Origin of the sequence: Mitsuokella sp. oral taxon 131 str. W9106 (assembly GCF_000469545.1) — a bacterium.
Taxonomy (GTDB): domain Bacteria; phylum Bacillota; class Negativicutes; order Selenomonadales; family Selenomonadaceae; genus AWVT01.
Genome location: NZ_KI273056.1, coordinates 1 through 16,400 on the forward strand (window position 1 = coordinate 1; position 16,400 = coordinate 16,400).

Below are 16,400 nucleotides of genomic sequence, written 5' to 3' on the forward strand. Positions count from 1 at the left end.
CGAGGCTTTCCGCCTCTCGCTTCAAGCGACTACGTCAGTATACTCCAGCCGATGCCATCCTGTCAACATCTTTTTCAAAAAAAGTTTTCTTCTTCAGCTTTTTCGCTTCTGCCGCCACTTTTGCTACAAGACGGCATTCCTTCATCGTGATTTCATGCCTCATGTTCTCAACAAATTGATATGCGTAATGATGCATCATATTTCAGTGTATCCAATGAAAATGATGCGCAAGATTTTATAGTTTTCTTTTCATCGGTGCCGTGCGGAACATGGAATCTCTCTTTTTTTTCATTACTTTGGACAAAATATTGAAGGATTCTCTCGTGTTCTCGTGCTATAATGAATACGAAGTTAATCAAGAAGGACCATGTATCTACTCAAGAACATACCTACTTGGTGATGTATCTGTTTCTTCTATTTTAGAAAGGCGGTATCCTGATGATCAAAGTTGGTATCATTGGCGCCGGTCGCATCGGCCACGTCCATGGGGAGAGCATTTCGAAGTTCGTCAAGAACGCGACGGTCAAGACGATCGCCGATCCGTTCATGAACGAAAAGACGGAAGCATGGGCGAGATCCCTCGGCGTCGAAAAGACGACGAAAGACTACCATGAAATCCTCAACGACCCCGAAATCGCCGCAGTTCTCATCTGCGCGTCCACGGATCAGCATTCCCCGCTTTCGATCGAAGCGCTGAACGCAGGCAAGCACGTCTTCTGCGAGAAGCCGATCGACCACGATGTGAAAAAGATCCAAGAAGTCCTCGATGTCGTAAAGAAATCCGGCAAAAAGTATCAGGTCGGCTTCAACCGCCGCTTCGACCACAACTTCAAGGCGATCCACGATGCGGTTGCGGCAGGCAAGGTCGGCAAGCAGCAGATCATCAAGATCACGTCGCGTGACCCCGAGCCGCCCTCCATCGACTACGTCAAGATTTCCGGCGGCATCTTCCTCGACATGACCATCCATGATTTCGACATGGTCCGCTACCTTTCGGGCGCAGAGGTCGAAGAAGTCTATGCAGAGGGCTCGGTCACAGTCGACCCTGCAATCGGCAAGGCCGGCGACATCGACACGGCCGTCATCACGCTGAAGCTCGACAACGGCGCAACGGCCGTCATCGACAACTGCCGCGCGGCTTGCTACGGCTACGACCAGCGTGCGGAAGTATTCGGCGACAAGGGCTGCATCGCAATCTCGAACGACTCCGACTCCAACGCCGTATTCTCCTGCAAGGACGGCGTCATCGCCGAAAAGCCGATGTTCTTCTTCCTGGAGCGCTACATGATGGCGTATGCAAACGAGGTTGACCAGTTCGTCGAATCGATTGTCAACGACACGCCGACGCCGGTCAATGCGAACGACGGCCTCCAGCCCGTCCTCATCGGCCTCGCGGCAAAGAAGTCCGTGGACGAGCACCGCCCCATCAAGATTTCCGAGATCCGCGCGCAGTACGGCCTTTGATTTTCCCTTTGCATGCCCTTCATTTGAGGGGGGGCACGCAAGCACAAAAAAGCAGCCTTTTGATCGAGGCTGCTTTTTCTTTTCCGAAATTCCGAAATGCTTTCCCGTAATCGTTTCCTATGCCTAACCGCGAATCTGCCGTGCCACCAGCGCTCCGACACGGGCGGCGAGCTGCTCAGGCCGATCGATGCGCGTAAAGTCGTGACCGAAGACCATGCGTGCGACGCTGTCCGTCTCGCCCTCAGGCAGCACGCTTTCCACGATGCCGGCGACGCGAACGCCGCCTGAGCGCAATTCGCGTACGGCGTCCGCCGCATCCTGCACGGCGCGAGCCCCCGCGTATCCATGCATGAGCATGCCATCCGCGAGCGGCAAGGTATCGGCGGGATGCGCATCGGTGAAGACGATGAGAAGCGGCCTTCCCCTTCCGCCTGCAAGCAAGGGGCGCACGGCGCGAAGTGCGAGCCCGTCGCGGTTCCACCCGCGTGCTTCATAGCGGAGCACCGCCTTCGCCTCGCCGCCCACAAAAGGCTTCAGGCGCACGAGCACGGTACATCCCTTGACGCTTGAAAACGCAACGACCTGCACGGGAATCCGTGCGCGCGAAAGCGCTGCAGCAACGAGGTATGCCTGTGCGGCGATCGCCCCCTGCTGCGCTTTGCGCGAAGCGGACGCATCGAGCAGCAGCGTCACCGAAAAATCGGAAACGGGCGTCTCCTCGCCCGCATGAAAGACACGCCCATCGTTTGCATGGAGCGCGCGCCATACGAGCCTCGGCGCGAGCCGGCCGCAGCGCGCGTCGAGCGTCATAGGCGCGCGCGTGACGGCGAGCGTATTTTTGAGCTGTGCGGCGAGCTGCCGGATCCCCGTCTCGTAGACGCGCGCGTGCGAAGCAAGATACGCAGCGTTCGCTTCCCGCGCCGTCGAGTGCACGCGCCCGCGCGTAAAGGCGAGATGTGCCTTTCGATGGGCACCTCGGCAGACCATGCACTCGATCGCGCTGCGTTCGCGCTCGGCGATGAGCGGTGCGCCGAACCGCTCCGCAATTTCCGCCGCGAGCCGAGCTGTCCACGGCGCAGCGTCTGCGACCAGGCCGCGGAGCGTCGCGAGCGTTGAGCCGCCCGCCGCTGCCGTTTCCTTCGCACGTGCGGGGACAATGCCATCCTCGAACCGATGCTCCATCGGCATCGCGCGCCGAATCCATGCGTTCATGCGGCTGCCAAGCGAGATGTGCCAGGCGTGGCGGTGCAGGACATCGCGAAAGTGAAAGCGGAAGTAATGGTGCAGCACGGCCTGTGCGCGCTGCACGATCGCTTCTGTCGCAAGCGATCCCTCCCACGCAAGCGCCGCATAAAGCGAGCGTTCCCATGGATTGCGGAGTCCAGCCTTTCCCGTGAGGCATGCGCGGCACCGCGCTGCCCGCAGCGTATGGACGAGGTCGTCGCGCGCCATGAGCTCTTGCATGGAGAGGTCGGCTTGATCGGCGAGAAAGCGGCGCGCATGCTCCTCGCGGAGGTCGAAAAGCGCGGGGCGCACCCCGATCTCACGCTCGTAGACGGCATGCTCCAGCCCCATCCACACGACGTCAAGGAACGTATCGCGCAAAAGAGAATCGTCCAAAGAATGAAAGAACGCGCCTAGGATCGCCGCATCGTAGTGACGGTGCACGAGCCCAACAATCGTATTGAGGTAGCGATCCGGCGTGCCATCGCGGTAAAACGCCAAGAATTCGGGGGTGAAATCATACGCTCCAGCTGCCGTCCAAACGATATTTTTCGCGCGGCGCATGCGTTTCTCCCGGCTCATACGCATACCTCCTCAGCGCACCTTGCCGCGTACTGCATACGCCTTCGGCACGCGCAGCGCGACGGTGTCCGCAACGATTTGGCGCTCGTCGGGGTCAAAGCACTGATTCGTGATGCCCATTGCGACAGCAGAGCGAGGCGCGATGCCTTTCTCCATGAGACGGAGCGCAGCGATGAGCCCGCGCAGGTCAACGGCGTGCGCGGAGATCTCTCCCTGCGCCGCCTTTTCCTGCAAGTCGGCAAAGAGTGCCGCAAACAGCGCATACGTCTCCTGGCGAAGGTCCGGCACGGCTTTCTCCAGGAGGCGCGCGATGCCCGCCTCGTCGAGCATCGGCATTTGGATGACGACAAAGCGCGAGGCGAGCGCCTCATTGAGGTCGCGCGTTCCGGCATAGCCGTAGTTCATCGTCGCGATGAAGCGCGTCGCCGCATGCACGCGAAGCTGCCCATAGCCCGGTACATCGAGACGGCGACGGTGATCCAGGAGGGCGTGCAGCACGGCAAGCGCCTCGTTGCGCGCCATGTTGATCTCATCGAAGATCGCCATGCCACCCGCCTCGGCGCAGGCACATACAGGACCGGGGCGAAAGCGCACGGCGCCCGCCTCGAACGTGTCCGTGCCGATAAGCGACGCCGCATCCGTATGGATATGGAATGAAACAGTCCATTCGGGACGCGCGAAAATCGCGGCAAGATGCTCTGCGAGCACGTTCTTGCCCGTCGCCTTCGGCCCCGCGAGCAGGAGGTTTTCCCCCGCGAGCAATGCGGCAATCGCCGATTCCAGCACCTCTTTCCCGTCGTAGAAATACTGCGGCACGGCAAGCGCCTGCTCATCCTGCCAGGGATACCTCTCCCGGTAACGGCGCACGCCCACGAGGAGATCTGCATTTACCCCCTGCTGCCGAAGCTGCTCCAATACGTCCATCGCATTCTTCCTCCCATTCCAGTCTGTCCTCTGTCCTGCAACTCCCCTAAGAAAACCTTCGCTTTCGGAACGCCAAAATCCTAGGTTGCGGCATCGAAAAATAAAAAAGTATTGACAACGTATCCTGATCCCGCTATAATGAGTGCTGTCAGTTGCGGCGACGCAAGGGACATGCTGATTTAGCTCAGTTGGTAGAGCAGCTCATTCGTAATGAGCAGGTCGTAGGTTCAAGTCCTATAATCAGCTCCATCTGAAAGCAAAAGGCTTCTGTACGGAAGCCTTTTTTCATACGATTTTATTCCAGCTTTTATTCTGGATCTGAGGCAGGTGAACAGCATGAGCGGACTGCGTGTGCTCATCGTAGACGGCTCCCCGCTCGAGCGGGACCGTCTTGTGCGGGAGCTCTCCACGCGCCTTGCGTCGGGCACACTCGTAGAGGCGGCAGCCAGCGTCGACGAGGTGCAGGAGAAGCTGCGCCTTTTTCATCCAACTGTCGTCCTGCTGAGTTTCGCAAGCGCTGCGACCAGCGTCCATGACGCATGCAGTCTCCCCCGGCTCATCGAGGAAAGCCGCGTGCCGATCATCACGTATGGACGGCTCGAAACGAGCCGCGAGGCGGCGCTCTCGATGGGCGTATTCGATTACCTGCACAACCCCGGCGACGAGCGGGGACGCGCTTCGTTCTATCGTCTGCTCATCGCCGCAATCAAGCGTGCGTCCGAAGCGGAGCACGTTCGCCCGTTCGCGTCGCTGCGCCCGCTCGCACCACCCCGCCCCTTCCCTGCGCCACGCGATGCGGAGCCGGCGCAGCGGGATGCGGAGCCCTCCCCCCCAAGTCCCGCACCCGTCAGCCCATTCGTCATCCCTGCCGTGCGCCCCGCCATTCCCATGGCAAGCCGCCCGGCACATCCGTCGCTCATCGCGATCGGCGCATCGACGGGCGGCCCGGACGCCCTTTCCAGGGTTCTCGTAAAACTCACGACGCCGATGCCGCCGATCGTCATCGTCCAGCATATCCCCGCGACGTTCTCAGGCCTCTTCGCCAAGCGCCTCAACGGCGAATGCGCGCTCCATATCAAAGAAGCGGAAACGGGCGATATCCTGCGCCCCGATACCGTCTACATCGCGCCGGGTGGCAAGCACATGACCGTGCAAAAAAAGGGGAATGCCCTCTGTCTCGTCTGTGAGAAAGGCGTGCCGCGCCACAATGTCTGCCCCTCCGCCGACGTGCTCTTCGAATCCGTCGCCGAAACGGTCGGCGCAGCGGCGGCAGGCGTCATCCTGACGGGCATGGGGCGCGACGGCGCAGCGGGCCTTCTCAAAATGCGTCAGGCCGGCGCGCCGACCATCGGCCAGGACGAGGCGTCGAGCGTCGTTTACGGAATGCCACGCGCCGCTTATGAAATCGGTGCCGTCGAAAGACAGTGCCCGCTCGAGGAGATCGCCACCGCTATCACGCGCCTCGTGCGATAAAAAGGCATATACGAGAAAGCCGCTCCCCATCACGGAGCGGCTTTTTCGCAATAGGTTGCCTTATGCTGCCTTTGATCAAGCCTGCGCCTGCCCGTGCTTCTTGCAGCGATAACCGAGGTAGAGCACGATGAGCCAAATCGGAAGCACGATGACGGCAGGCAGCATATCCGGGATCTGCGTCATGCAGGCGAGCACGCCTGCGAGAAACGCGAGGCAGAGGTAGTTCGCCGTCGGGTAAAAGAGCGAGCGGTACCGCAGTGCTTTTCCCGCGCGCTCGCACTTCGCGCGAAATTTCAGATGCGTCACGCAGATCGTCGTCCAGCTTATGACGGCAGCACACGTCGCGATCGAGAGAAGGAACATGAATACGTGCCCGGGGAAAAAGTAGTTGAGCACGACGCAGACAAGCGTGATGCCCGACGAGACGAAGATGCCGCGCACGGGCACGCCGCGTCCTGAGAGCACCTGCAGGAACTTCGGCGCATCGTCCGTCGCCGCGAGCCCGTAAAGCATGCGGCTGTTGCTGTAGATCGCGGAGTTGTAGACGGAGACCGCCGCCATGAGCACGACGACGTTCAGAATATGCGCTGCGGCGGGCACGCCGACATTCGAAAAGATCTGCACGAAGGGACTTGCCTCCTTGCCGACCTCATTCCACGGCCAAAGCATCATGAGCACCGCCATCGTGCCGACGTAGAAGACGAGGATGCGCCAGACGACCTGCCCGATCGCGCGCGGGATCGTGCGCGCAGGGTCCTCCGCCTCGCCCGCCGTGATGCCGATCAGCTCGATGCCGCCGAACGAGAACATGACGACGGACAAAGAGAGCGCCATGCCGTACCAGCCGTTCGGCAGGAAGCCTCCATTCTCCCAAAGGTTGCTGATGTTCGCGGGAAAGGGCGCGGGACTCGTGACGATGAGAAAAAGCCCGAGGACGATCATGCCGACAATCGCGAGGATCTTGACGAGCGCCATCCAGAATTCCGTCTCGCCGTACGCACGGACGTTGATGAGGTTGAGCGCCGTGATGACGATGAGCACCGCGAGCGCCGCGACCCACTGCGGCAGGTCAGGCAGCCAAAAATTCATATAAATGCCGACGGCGGTCAGCTCCGCCATCGAGACGATGACGTAGTTGAACCAGTAGTTCCAGCCTGCGAGGAATCCCGGAAACGCGCCCCAGTACTTCGTCGCGTAGTGGCTGAACGAGCCCGACACCGGCTCATCGACCGCCATCTCGCCGAGCATGCGCATGATGAGGAAGATGACGATGCCGCCGATGAGGTACGAGAGCATGACGGCGGGTCCTGCGAGCGCGATCGTCGACGCCGAGCCGTAGAAGAGTCCCGTGCCGATCGCGCCGCCGAGCGCGATCATCTGCAAGTGGCGGTTCTTGAGCCCGCGCTTCATGGTTTTATGTTGGATTTCTTCCATATCCGTCTTTCCCTTCTTTATCCGTCTCCACGTTCTTAGCGAAATCGCCTCTGCCCCACACGCACCGCACCGCCCGTACGTCGACGCAGACGTCGTAGAATGTGCTGCCGCCGCCACTATCCGTGAGGCGCTGGGCGGTCAGGCGATTGACATTGCCGCCCTTTGTGAGTGCCTGCCACCAGACGCCCTCCGTGACGACGCGCCCGACGGGCACGCGCGGCGTGCATTTCAGCGTGAAGCGCGCCGCGCCGCGCGTATTCCCGCAGACGACTTCCACGCCGTCCGTGAGCGCGAGCCGCGCGGCATCCGCAGGATGCATCATGAGCACCATCGTACCCTCCCGCGTAAGCTCCTCACGCTCGCAGAACGAGCTGTCGAGGATGCGCATGTCGGGCGCGCTCACGAGCGCAAACGCCGCCGCATCGCCGTACGGCGCGATGTAGTCGGGCAACGCAGGCTCTACGCGCGGATTTTCGATCTCGATCTTCCCGGACGGCGTCAAAAAGTCCATCTTGTAGCCGGCGGGAAGCGGAAGCTCGACCGGCTCGCAGGCGGCAAGGCGCGCCTTGTCCACGGGAAGCTCCCATGCGCGGTCCGCGCTCGCAATGAGCGCTTCGACAAGCGCTTCTGCCGTCTGGTCAAAGAACGCGTCCTTTATGCCCATCGCGTGCGCGAGTGCGCAAAACACCGCCCAGTTGCTGTGGCTCTCGCCGACGGGTGGAATGACCGCCCGCGCACGCTCCACGGTGTAGTGGCCATACGAATAGTAGAGATCGTCGTGCTCCAGCGATGACGTCGCGGGCAGGACGATATCAGCATAGCGGGCCGTATCGGTCAAAAACCGCTCGTGCACGACGGTAAAGAGGTCGCCGCACGAGAGCCCCGCGAGCACCCTGTTCTGGTCGGGCGCCGTGCAGGCGGGATTCGACGCGTAGACGTACAGGCTCCTGACGCGCGGCGCGAGCCTTGCGTCCGTCAGCACATTTCCAAGCGCGCACATATTGATGTGGCGCACGCCCTTTTTCGCAAGGTCGGGACGGTGCACGATATCCCGGTCGAATGCCTTGCCGCCCGATATCGAGCTCAAAAATCCGCCGCCGCGTCTCGCATACGCGCCGACAGCGGCGGGCAGGCACGCGATGAGCCGCGTCGCCGCTGCGCCGCCCGCATAGCGCGAATAGCCGCTGCCCGTGCGGATGAAGGGGGCGCGCGCCATACCGTAGAGGCGCGCGAACCGCTCGATTTCCGCAGCGGGAACGCCCGTCTCTGCGGCAGCCCGCTCCGGCGTATAGTGCGGAAGGCGGCGCTCCTTGAGCGCTTCCCAGCCGGTGACGTGCGCTTCGATAAACGCCTCGTCCGTCAACCCCTCGCGCGCGAGCACATGGAGCACGCCGAGCGCAAACGCGCCGTCCGTCCCCGGCTTCACGCAGAAAAATTCGTCGGCGTACTGCGCCGTCTTCGTCTCGTAGGTGTCGATGCAGAGGACGCGTGCGCCCTTTTTGCGCGCCGCCTCGACATCGTGGCGGAAATGGATATCCGTCGCGAGCATGCTGCAGCCCCAAAGCACGATGCAGTCGCTCTCCTGCGCCTCCTGCGGCGCGGCGCATCGCGTATCGCCCATGACCGCCTTGTAGCCCGCGCGCTTTGCAGGCGAGCAGATCGTGCGGTCAAGGCTCGACGCGCCGAGGCGCGCAAAGAACGCGTGCCCTGCGCCGTGCTGTACGATGCCCATCGTGCCCGCGTAGGAGTACGGCAGGATCGCTTCCGCGCCGTCTGCGGCGATGATCCGTTTCCAGCGCGCAGCGATTTCCTCGATCGCCGTATCCCATGAGATCCGCTCGAACTTCCCCTCGCCCTTCTTGCCGATGCGCCGCATGGGGTGCTGGATGCGCCGGTCGTTATGCACCGTGCGCTCGTAGTGCGCCATCTTGGGACAGAGCGTGCCGCGCGTGAACGGATGCGATGGATCGCCCTCGACGCGGGTCGCGTGCCCGCCTTCGACATGGACGCGAAGCCCGCAGCAGTCGGGGCAGTCGTAAGGGCAAACCGAATTTCTGATTTCCATCAAATGAAAGACTCCTCCCAATCCGGCGCGGCGCATGGACTCATGCGATTTCGGATGTGCCCGAAAGGCGCACGCAGCCTTGCTCGCCCAGCTCTGCCATCGCCCATGCGTAGAGGTACTCCGTCGTGTGCGCACCGCCCGAGACCGCGCCGTGGCGCAGCGCGAGCACGCCGTTCTCGTAGCGCGAGAGATGCACGCCGTCGTAGACGCACTGCGTCGTCGCGATGACGGCGACGCCTTGTGACCGCGCGTAGTCGAGCGCAGCGATAAAGCTCTCCTCTGCCGCATCCGTCGGCACGCCGCCCGCGCCGAATCCTTCGAGGATGACGGCGCGGTAGCCCGTATTGACGAGCGCGCGCAAAAGCTCTGCCGATGCGCCGGGCACGAGCTTCAGCACGGCGACGCGCGTATCGAGCGCATCGCGCAGATGAAACGGCTCTTTTGGCACCGCCCATTCCTTCTGCCAATGGAGCCTGCCACCGTGAAACAGCGCCGCCGCAGGCGCGCCGATGCTCGCGAATGCCGCGAACTGCTCCGTGCAGAGCTTGCGCGCGCGTGCGCCCTCGATGAGCTGCCCGCCGAACGCGACGAAGACGCCTGCCCTGCCGCTCACCGCCGCATGCGCGGCGATTTGGAGGTTCTGCTGTGCATCGCTTCCCACCTCCTCGACCGAGAGCTGCGAGCCCGTGAGCACGACCGGCACATCGATATGCGCCAGCATGATGGATAGTGCTGCCGCCGTGTACGCCATCGTGTCCGTGCCGTGCGTGACGATGAACCCGTCGTACGCTTCGCGGCGCGCCGCGACCGCGCGCGCCATCTCCTGCCAGTGATGCGGCGCGAGGTTGCTCGAATCGAGCGCGAAAAGCTCCACCGCATCAAATGCTGCCTCATGCATGGCGGGCAAGTGAGCCGCCAGCGCCTGTCCCGCAATGCTAGGCCGCATGCCGTCCGCCCCTTTGCGGCAGGCAATCGTTCCGCCCGTCGCGAGCATGCAAATGTTCTTCATGTCGTTTTCCCCCAGCTCTTTGCCGTGCGTCCATTTTCCCAGTACTCTTATTCTACCAACACTTTCGATAAAATGCTATGCTTTTTGTTTCCGCACAAGCGCCGCATCGAAAACATCGCGCACGAGACGGGAAATTGAGGGCTTGCACTTCGAAAGAAACCATGCTATACTAGGCGGGTATCGAGGCGTCAGCGCGTCCCGATGCAATGCGGGCATAGTTCATCGGTAGAATGAAAGCTTCCCAAGCTTTAGAGGTGGGTTCGATTCCCATTGCCCGCTCCATATAAGAATTTAGAGCCGTCAAATCGCCAATACCCCCAAAAGCCAAACGGAATAAGGTTCGGCTTTTGGGGGTATTGGCATGTCGAAATGCGGATCAAGCGATGCGATCCATCGCGAGCCCGTGCAGCGGATTGTACCGAAGCCGGATGGGCAAGTGCCGCCTGCGGCAGGATTCCATTATCTTTCCATTGTATCTTTTGTATCTTTCCATACGCCTGCATGATTTAAAACTTCTTCCTTCACCTCATTTACAGCATCGATCCCATCGTATAATTCGGGCGTCCAATCCACTTCTGTCAAGCCATCATCGAATGCAGCGATTTCCCGTCCATTGAAACGATTATGGACCGTTGTAAGTTCTTTCCCGCCAAAGACTTTGACAAAATCCTTATAATCTCCACCTTCTATATCGGCAACATTGCTTTCCGCGTATATCTTGGAGCCTTTTCCAACGCCTAAAGAATAAGAATAACGGTATTCCCCGCTTTTATTGTCCGACCGATAATAATTATTATATAGGTGGACCTTTCCGAACCGTACTCTTGGCGCCCGCTGCACCAAATCATGGAAGTAATTATGATGCAACGTCACATTCAGTTTTCCTTCATCCTCTAGTTTTGAATCGCTGTTCCCTATCAAAATGGCCTTATTATGATGCTCAAAAATATTATAGGATAACGTGATGTAATCGGATTGATCCGTTATATCAACCAGCCCGTCCCGGTGCTCGTATTTGCGGTCAAAATAGGTTTCAGCCGTTTCCGGCCCGTCTCGAAAATGGCAATGATCGATCCATATATGCGTGCCTCCTTTTATGGAAATACAGTCATACTGCGAATTCCAGTTCCCTTCTTTTCCGTCTTTTGGATCCCATGCCGGGAAATAATCATACGGGGACTCAAACAGGATATTCCGGATGATCACATTATCCGCATCTATGATTAAATCGATTCCCTTCAATGCCGCATGTTCAATCCCGACGATACTGGTATTGGCAGGGACATGAACCGTGATATTTTCCGCTTGGTTTTTTTGGGATTGTTTTCTTTTTGCCTCCTGGTCTTCTTTCAAGCGTTCCGGTGCTGAACTTTGGGGAGTCTGTGCTTCTAAATAGTTTTGAAAATCATACCCATCTGCCATATAATCTTCCATCTTGAGCGGGTTTCCCTGATCATCGGCATCAAAATCGATTGTCCCATAGAGCATCAAAATCTTAGGCTCCGTATTGTTTCTAGTTCCGAGCGCCGCAATAAATTCTTTTTTATTGGTAACGTTGACTATATTTTGCCGTACGGCGTCGGCTCCGCCTGTCGTCCCCCTGCCCTCTGAAGCAAATCCGTCATGTTCAGGCAGTACTTCCCGAATAAAATCTGCTTTTTCAACAGGATTCCGTGCCGATAGCAGCATTAGGATCAGTCCAACCATTAGGCCAATGACGAAAATCCTTTTTTTCATGTTTCGCTCTCCTTCATGTCCTCCCCCTACGCAACTCCATTCCTTAAAGTCTCGCTGTCCAGGAAAGTCTCGCTGTTTCGATCCTGTTTCCTGCTCACGCGGCGAGAATCTTGCTGCACCTTGCCGGCGTAAAAACATCGAACCATGTTCCCGCCCGAAATCGGTCGAGCTCCAACACCGGCCGCAGTGATCCGGATAATCCAAAAGAAACGGTGGCAAAATTGACTGCTTTGCTTTAAAATGATTGGCAGTTGAATTCGTTGGATGTTTCATTGGCACGTAAATCTTACCACAAAAAGCAGGCCATTTCACAGCCCCTTTCGGAGCATGCGCAGCAAGCAGGAGGCGATAGGATGCGAATTCGCGATGTTTCCCTCAGGACGCGCCTTTGGGCGGCAAATTTCCTCATGGTGCTCGTGCCGGTCTGCGCGCTCGCGATTTTGGGCGCGTCGCTCACGGCCTTCCTGCAGGTGTCGGGTGCGAGCCGCATGAGTGCGCTTGCCATGCTGTGGCCGGAGAAAGGCCCTTCGCTGTCCGTGCAGTATCTCACCAGCGACCTGCGCGCAAGGGCGGCGCATCGCGGAGCGGATGCGGGCGAAAAGAGGCAGAAGCACCCATCCAAAACAATTGCCAAAATGGCGGAGGACTGTGCCCTTTTGGAGCAGCAGGGACTTGCGGTTGCCATTTTGCAGCGCGGCGAGGTGCGCTACGTGACCGAGGGGCAGGATGTGCACGACTTGATGCGCCGCGTAGAAGACCATATCGGCAGGACGGGATCGGGCGACCGCTGGGACGAGACCGGGTTTTTCGCCCGATACGAGCCGCGCCCGCACGACATGGCCATTTTCATCGCGGGGCATCCCGCGCGCTACCCGGAAAGCGATGAGACGGGGGCCTTGACCCCGAAAGACCTCCTAAAGGCCGCGCTCTGGACGATTCTCGCCCTCTCCATTGCCGTGACCATCCTGCTCGGCAGATGGCTTTCGCGTATGCTCAGCGAGCAGGTCCTCGCGCCGCTTTCCGCCCTGCGCAGCGCCTCGGCAGCGATCCGGGAGGGCGACCTAAACCATGCGCTTTCCGTCCGTGCGCAGGACGAGGTCGGCATGGCGTGCGCGGACTTCGAGCGCATGCGGCAGGATCTGAAGCGCGCGAAGGCGGAGGAAATCCGCTACGAGAACAATCGCAAGGAGCTCATCGCGGGCATCTCGCATGACCTTCGCACACCGCTTACGGCGCTCAAGGGCTACGTCAGCGGACTGCGCGACGGCATCGCGCAGACGCCCGTGAAACGGCAGCACTACCTCGATATGATGCACGAGAGCGTCGAAACACTCGAGCATCTCGTCGGAAGCCTCTTCCTCTTCTCGAAGCTCGACCTCGGCAAAGTGCCGTTCCATTTGGAGCGGCTTCATCTCGCGCCGTATCTGGAACATTTCGTTGCCGAGCAGCGCGCCGCCTTTCGCGCGGACACAGAACTCTCCTTGCGCGCACCGGCGGCGCGGGATCTTGCCCTAGTGGATCCCATGCAGTTTGCACGCGTCCTGCGCAATCTCCTGGACAACAGCCGGAAATACCGCACGGGCGCAAAAGCGCGTGTGGAAATCCTGCTGGAACATCATGCGGGCACAATCCAGCTCACATGGCGCGATCACGGGCGCGGCGTCAAGGAGGAGCACCTCGCGAGGCTCTTTGCGAGCTTTTACCGCACCGACGAGGCACGCAGCAACGTCGCGGACGGGAGCGGGCTCGGGCTTGCCATCGCAAAGGCAATCATCACGGCCATGCAGGGGAGCATACGGGCAGAGCAGGCGCCCACTGGCGGACTCACCACCATCATCACGCTGCCGTGCGCCCAACCGGAAGCGGCAGAGCAGAAAGGAACATCGGCATGAAACAGCTGCTCCTCATAGAGGACGACCCGAAAATCGCGGAAATCGAGCGCGATTATTTGGAGGCAAACGGCTTTTCCGTGACGCATATCGCAGACGGCAAGGACGGCCTCGCCCATGCGCTCGAAAAGGACTACGCGCTGATCCTGCTCGACGTCATGCTGCCGAGGCTGGACGGCTTTTCCATCTGCCGCGCGATCCGACGGGAAAAGGAAACGCCCATCCTCATGGTGACGGCGCGGCAGGAGGAAATCGACATCCTGCGCGGCCTTGGGATGGGCGCGAACGACTACATCATGAAGCCGTTCAACCCGAACGAGCTCGTCGCGCGGGTGCGCGCCCATATCGAGCGATACGAGAAGCTGACGGGCAGGGCGGAGGCGGCGCGCGCCATCTGCATCGGCGCGCTCAAAATCGAGCCAGATACCTACCGCGTCTTCGTTGCGGGAAAGGAAGTGCGCCTCGCGCGCCGCGCGTTTGAGCTTCTATGTTTTCTCGCCGAGAACCCAAACCACGTATTTGACCGCGAAACGTTATTTGAAAAAGTCTGGGGATGCGACGCGATGGGCGACAACGCGACGGTCATGGTGCACATCAACCGGATTCGCGAAAAAATCGAAAAAGACCCCGCGCACCCAGTCTACATCGAGACAGTGCGCGGGGCGGGCTATCGCTTCCGCAAGTAGCTTGCAAAAAGGAACGTAATCGTTCTCAGGCCTTTGCGCTCAGCACCTCTCCGGTCACGGCATCGATGCGGAGCTTGTACTTCGCCTCGCCGACCTTGCAGCTCACACGGTAGACGGGGCGGAAATCCGCCTCGTCCGCCATGGGCTTTGCGGGCGATTCGGGCAGTACAGCAGGATTTCCATGATGCATTCCTCCTTATTTATACCAATTTATACCAAGATTTCTTTGATGGTCTCAGTATAGGACGGAAACCTAAACAGAACCTAACGCGAAAAAAAACCGTCCCTAAATTCTCCCTTTTCCATGCAAAAAAGCTGCTGCATCCTTGCAAGGCGAAGGACGCAGCAGCCTTTTCTTTTTCCCATCAAGGATCAAACCGTATCGCGTCGAGCTCCCAGACGCATCCCGTCACGCTCTCCATCGGTGCATCCGATTCGAGAATGAGCTCCGGGCAAACCTCTTTTTCAGGGAATACGAAGAGAGACGCGGCTTCCTCGCCGTGCTGGAAGAATGCCTCGACGGCGGTCTTGTCGACGAAGAGATGGAGGTGCAGCGTGCGGTCGGCGAACAGGCGGAAGCGTCGGATGCCGCGCCCGCCTTTTTTCATGCCCGTGCGGTCGATGGTCACGGCCTGTTCGTTCCGGTCATACGAAAAGACAAGTTTTTCCTGCCCGTATGTGAGCGTCGCGCTCACATGCCGCGCCTCGCCAAGCATGACGTTCAGCAGGACTTCCGAGCCAGCAAAGAGTGTCTCACGGACGCTTTTTTCCATCTCGGCGTCGATGCCCTTTGCCGTGCTTTCGATGCGCAGTGTGCGAAGTTCCTTTACGGGATGCGAATAGATATGCCCTTGCCGAAGCGTGAGGACACGCGGCATCGTCAGCGAGAAGCGCCAGCCTGCTTCCGCCGTCGGGTATTCCTCGTCCTTGTCCGGCATGCCCATCCAGCCAATCAGGATATGGCGCCCCTCGTGGCATACGACCTGCGGCGCGTAGAAATCAAATCCATGATCGAGTTCCTGGAACTTCGTATGCTGAAGCAGATCCATGCTGTCAAGCGACATGCGTCCCACGATGTAGCCCGCTTGATAGAGATTTTGCCGGTCGTATTCGCGCGCAGGAAGTCCCTGCGGGCAGAAGATGAGCACGTCATGGTCGCCGAAGCGCAGGAGATTCGGACATTCCCACATGTAGCCGAAGTCCGCAAGGCGCGTCTTTAGCTCGCCGCGATTCTTCCAGCCGCCTTTCTGCTCCTCGTAGAGGAGCGCCGTGCCGCGCGGGTGCTCCCCATCCGCCTGCGCGCCGATGATGAAGTAGCGCTTGCCGTGGCGGTAAAAGAGATACGGGTCGCGGAAATGTTCCGTGATGCCATCGGGCGAATCGGGAACGGCAATCGCATCCTTGCGGACCGTTCCGTCCGCTTCGAGCGTTCCGAAGCGCTGTGCGCTCGTGCGCACGCCGTCATTCTTTGCATTGCAGGTATAGCATACGCGCACGGCTCCGTCTTCGGCAAAGCCGCAGCCCGAATAGCAGCCGTCCTTGTCGTGTTCGTCGCTCGGCCACAGGGAAAGTTCCGGCACGCGGTAGTGGACGAAGTCGCGCGTTTTCGTATGTGCCCAGCATTTATTTTTGTGGACGCAGCCGAGCGGGTTCCACTGGAAAAAGATATGGTACTCGCCGCCTGCGCAGGAAAGCCCGTTCGGATCGTTGATCAGGCCAAACGGCATTTCGAGGTGGAAGCGGTTGTGCAGGGGGTGCGCGAAGGGAAGCCCTTCCGCCACTTTTTGGTCGATGGCTTTTTTGTCGAAGTGTTCCATGCTTTGCCTCCTTTTTACGTTTCTCCAAAACGATATCTTCGGTATACGATGCGTACTACATTCGCATTTCGCGCCATACTGCGTATGGAGGCGGCA

The 16,400-nt window shown here is 59.6% G+C and carries 12 protein-coding genes and 2 tRNA genes; 6 read left to right on the top strand and 8 right to left on the bottom strand.

Translation table 11 applies throughout. The features are described from left to right. Positions 1 to 438: 438 nt before the first annotated feature. Positions 439 to 1,464: an inositol 2-dehydrogenase gene (gene iolG, locus HMPREF1985_RS02770; protein ID WP_021770931.1), complete on the top strand. Its 1,026-nt coding sequence runs from the start codon at positions 439 to 441 to the stop codon at positions 1,462 to 1,464. Positions 1,465 to 1,587: 123 nt separating this feature from the next. Here iolG and HMPREF1985_RS02775 read toward each other — a convergent pair whose 3' ends face one another. Continuing rightward, complete coding sequence (locus tag HMPREF1985_RS02775) at positions 1,588 to 3,270, bottom strand: hypothetical protein (RefSeq protein WP_040636873.1); 1,683 nt, start codon at positions 3,268 to 3,270, stop codon at positions 1,588 to 1,590. 12 nt (positions 3,271 to 3,282) lie between these two features. Next, positions 3,283 to 4,194 (bottom strand): AAA family ATPase, encoded by a 912-nt coding sequence (locus tag HMPREF1985_RS02780; protein ID WP_021770933.1) that lies wholly within the window; start codon positions 4,192 to 4,194, stop codon positions 3,283 to 3,285. A 173-nt stretch (positions 4,195 to 4,367) separates the two neighbouring features. Here HMPREF1985_RS02780 and HMPREF1985_RS02785 point away from each other — a divergent pair. Further along, positions 4,368 to 4,443, top strand: a tRNA-Thr gene (locus tag HMPREF1985_RS02785). Between the two features lie 87 nt (positions 4,444 to 4,530). Further along, entirely contained in the window at positions 4,531 to 5,667 is a 1,137-nt protein-coding gene (locus HMPREF1985_RS11530) for a chemotaxis protein CheB (protein ID WP_021770934.1), read from the top strand. A 75-nt stretch (positions 5,668 to 5,742) separates the two neighbouring features. Here HMPREF1985_RS11530 and HMPREF1985_RS02795 read toward each other — a convergent pair whose 3' ends face one another. From HMPREF1985_RS02795 to HMPREF1985_RS02805, 3 genes are read right to left on the bottom strand one after another with little or no spacing between them, the layout of a single operon-like run. Then, positions 5,743 to 7,101, bottom strand: a complete 1,359-nt coding sequence (locus HMPREF1985_RS02795) for an amino acid permease (RefSeq protein ID WP_021770935.1) — start codon at positions 7,099 to 7,101, stop codon at positions 5,743 to 5,745. After that, positions 7,082 to 9,166 carry a molybdopterin-dependent oxidoreductase gene (locus HMPREF1985_RS02800; protein ID WP_071782664.1) on the bottom strand — a complete coding sequence of 695 codons (2,085 nt, stop codon included), beginning with the start codon at positions 9,164 to 9,166 and terminating at the stop codon, positions 7,082 to 7,084. Before HMPREF1985_RS02800 ends, HMPREF1985_RS02795 begins: the two co-directional genes overlap by 20 nt. 40 nt (positions 9,167 to 9,206) lie before the next feature. After that, positions 9,207 to 10,175 carry an asparaginase gene (locus tag HMPREF1985_RS02805; RefSeq protein WP_021770937.1) on the bottom strand — a complete coding sequence of 323 codons (969 nt, stop codon included), beginning with the start codon at positions 10,173 to 10,175 and terminating at the stop codon, positions 9,207 to 9,209. 208 nt (positions 10,176 to 10,383) lie between these two features. Here HMPREF1985_RS02805 and HMPREF1985_RS02810 point away from each other — a divergent pair. Next, positions 10,384 to 10,457, top strand: a tRNA-Gly gene (locus HMPREF1985_RS02810). 177 nt (positions 10,458 to 10,634) lie between these two features. On the opposite strand, the gene HMPREF1985_RS02815 is transcribed toward HMPREF1985_RS02810, so the two are convergent. After that, on the bottom strand, positions 10,635 to 11,912 hold the full coding sequence (locus tag HMPREF1985_RS02815; RefSeq protein WP_021770938.1) for a pectate lyase family protein: 1,278 nt from the start codon (positions 11,910 to 11,912) through the stop codon (positions 10,635 to 10,637). A gap of 353 nt (positions 11,913 to 12,265) precedes the next feature. Here HMPREF1985_RS02815 and HMPREF1985_RS02820 point away from each other — a divergent pair, with 353 nt between their 5' ends. Together HMPREF1985_RS02820 and HMPREF1985_RS02825 are read left to right on the top strand one after the other, a co-directional pair. After that, entirely contained in the window at positions 12,266 to 13,804 is a 1,539-nt protein-coding gene (locus HMPREF1985_RS02820; RefSeq protein WP_021770939.1) for a sensor histidine kinase, read from the top strand. Beyond that, a complete protein-coding gene (locus HMPREF1985_RS02825) occupies positions 13,801 to 14,487 on the top strand; it encodes a response regulator transcription factor (RefSeq protein WP_021770940.1) in 687 nt (228 codons plus the stop codon). Before HMPREF1985_RS02820 ends, HMPREF1985_RS02825 begins: the two co-directional genes overlap by 4 nt. Before the next feature lie 25 nt (positions 14,488 to 14,512). Here HMPREF1985_RS02825 and HMPREF1985_RS11255 read toward each other — a convergent pair whose 3' ends face one another. Both HMPREF1985_RS11255 and HMPREF1985_RS02830 read right to left on the bottom strand, forming a co-directional pair. Beyond that, positions 14,513 to 14,677 carry a PepSY domain-containing protein gene (locus HMPREF1985_RS11255; protein ID WP_155943508.1) on the bottom strand — a complete coding sequence of 55 codons (165 nt, stop codon included), beginning with the start codon at positions 14,675 to 14,677 and terminating at the stop codon, positions 14,513 to 14,515. A gap of 175 nt (positions 14,678 to 14,852) precedes the next feature. Further along, positions 14,853 to 16,304 carry a glycoside hydrolase family 32 protein gene (locus tag HMPREF1985_RS02830; protein ID WP_021770942.1) on the bottom strand — a complete coding sequence of 484 codons (1,452 nt, stop codon included), beginning with the start codon at positions 16,302 to 16,304 and terminating at the stop codon, positions 14,853 to 14,855. Positions 16,305 to 16,400 lie beyond the last annotated feature (96 nt).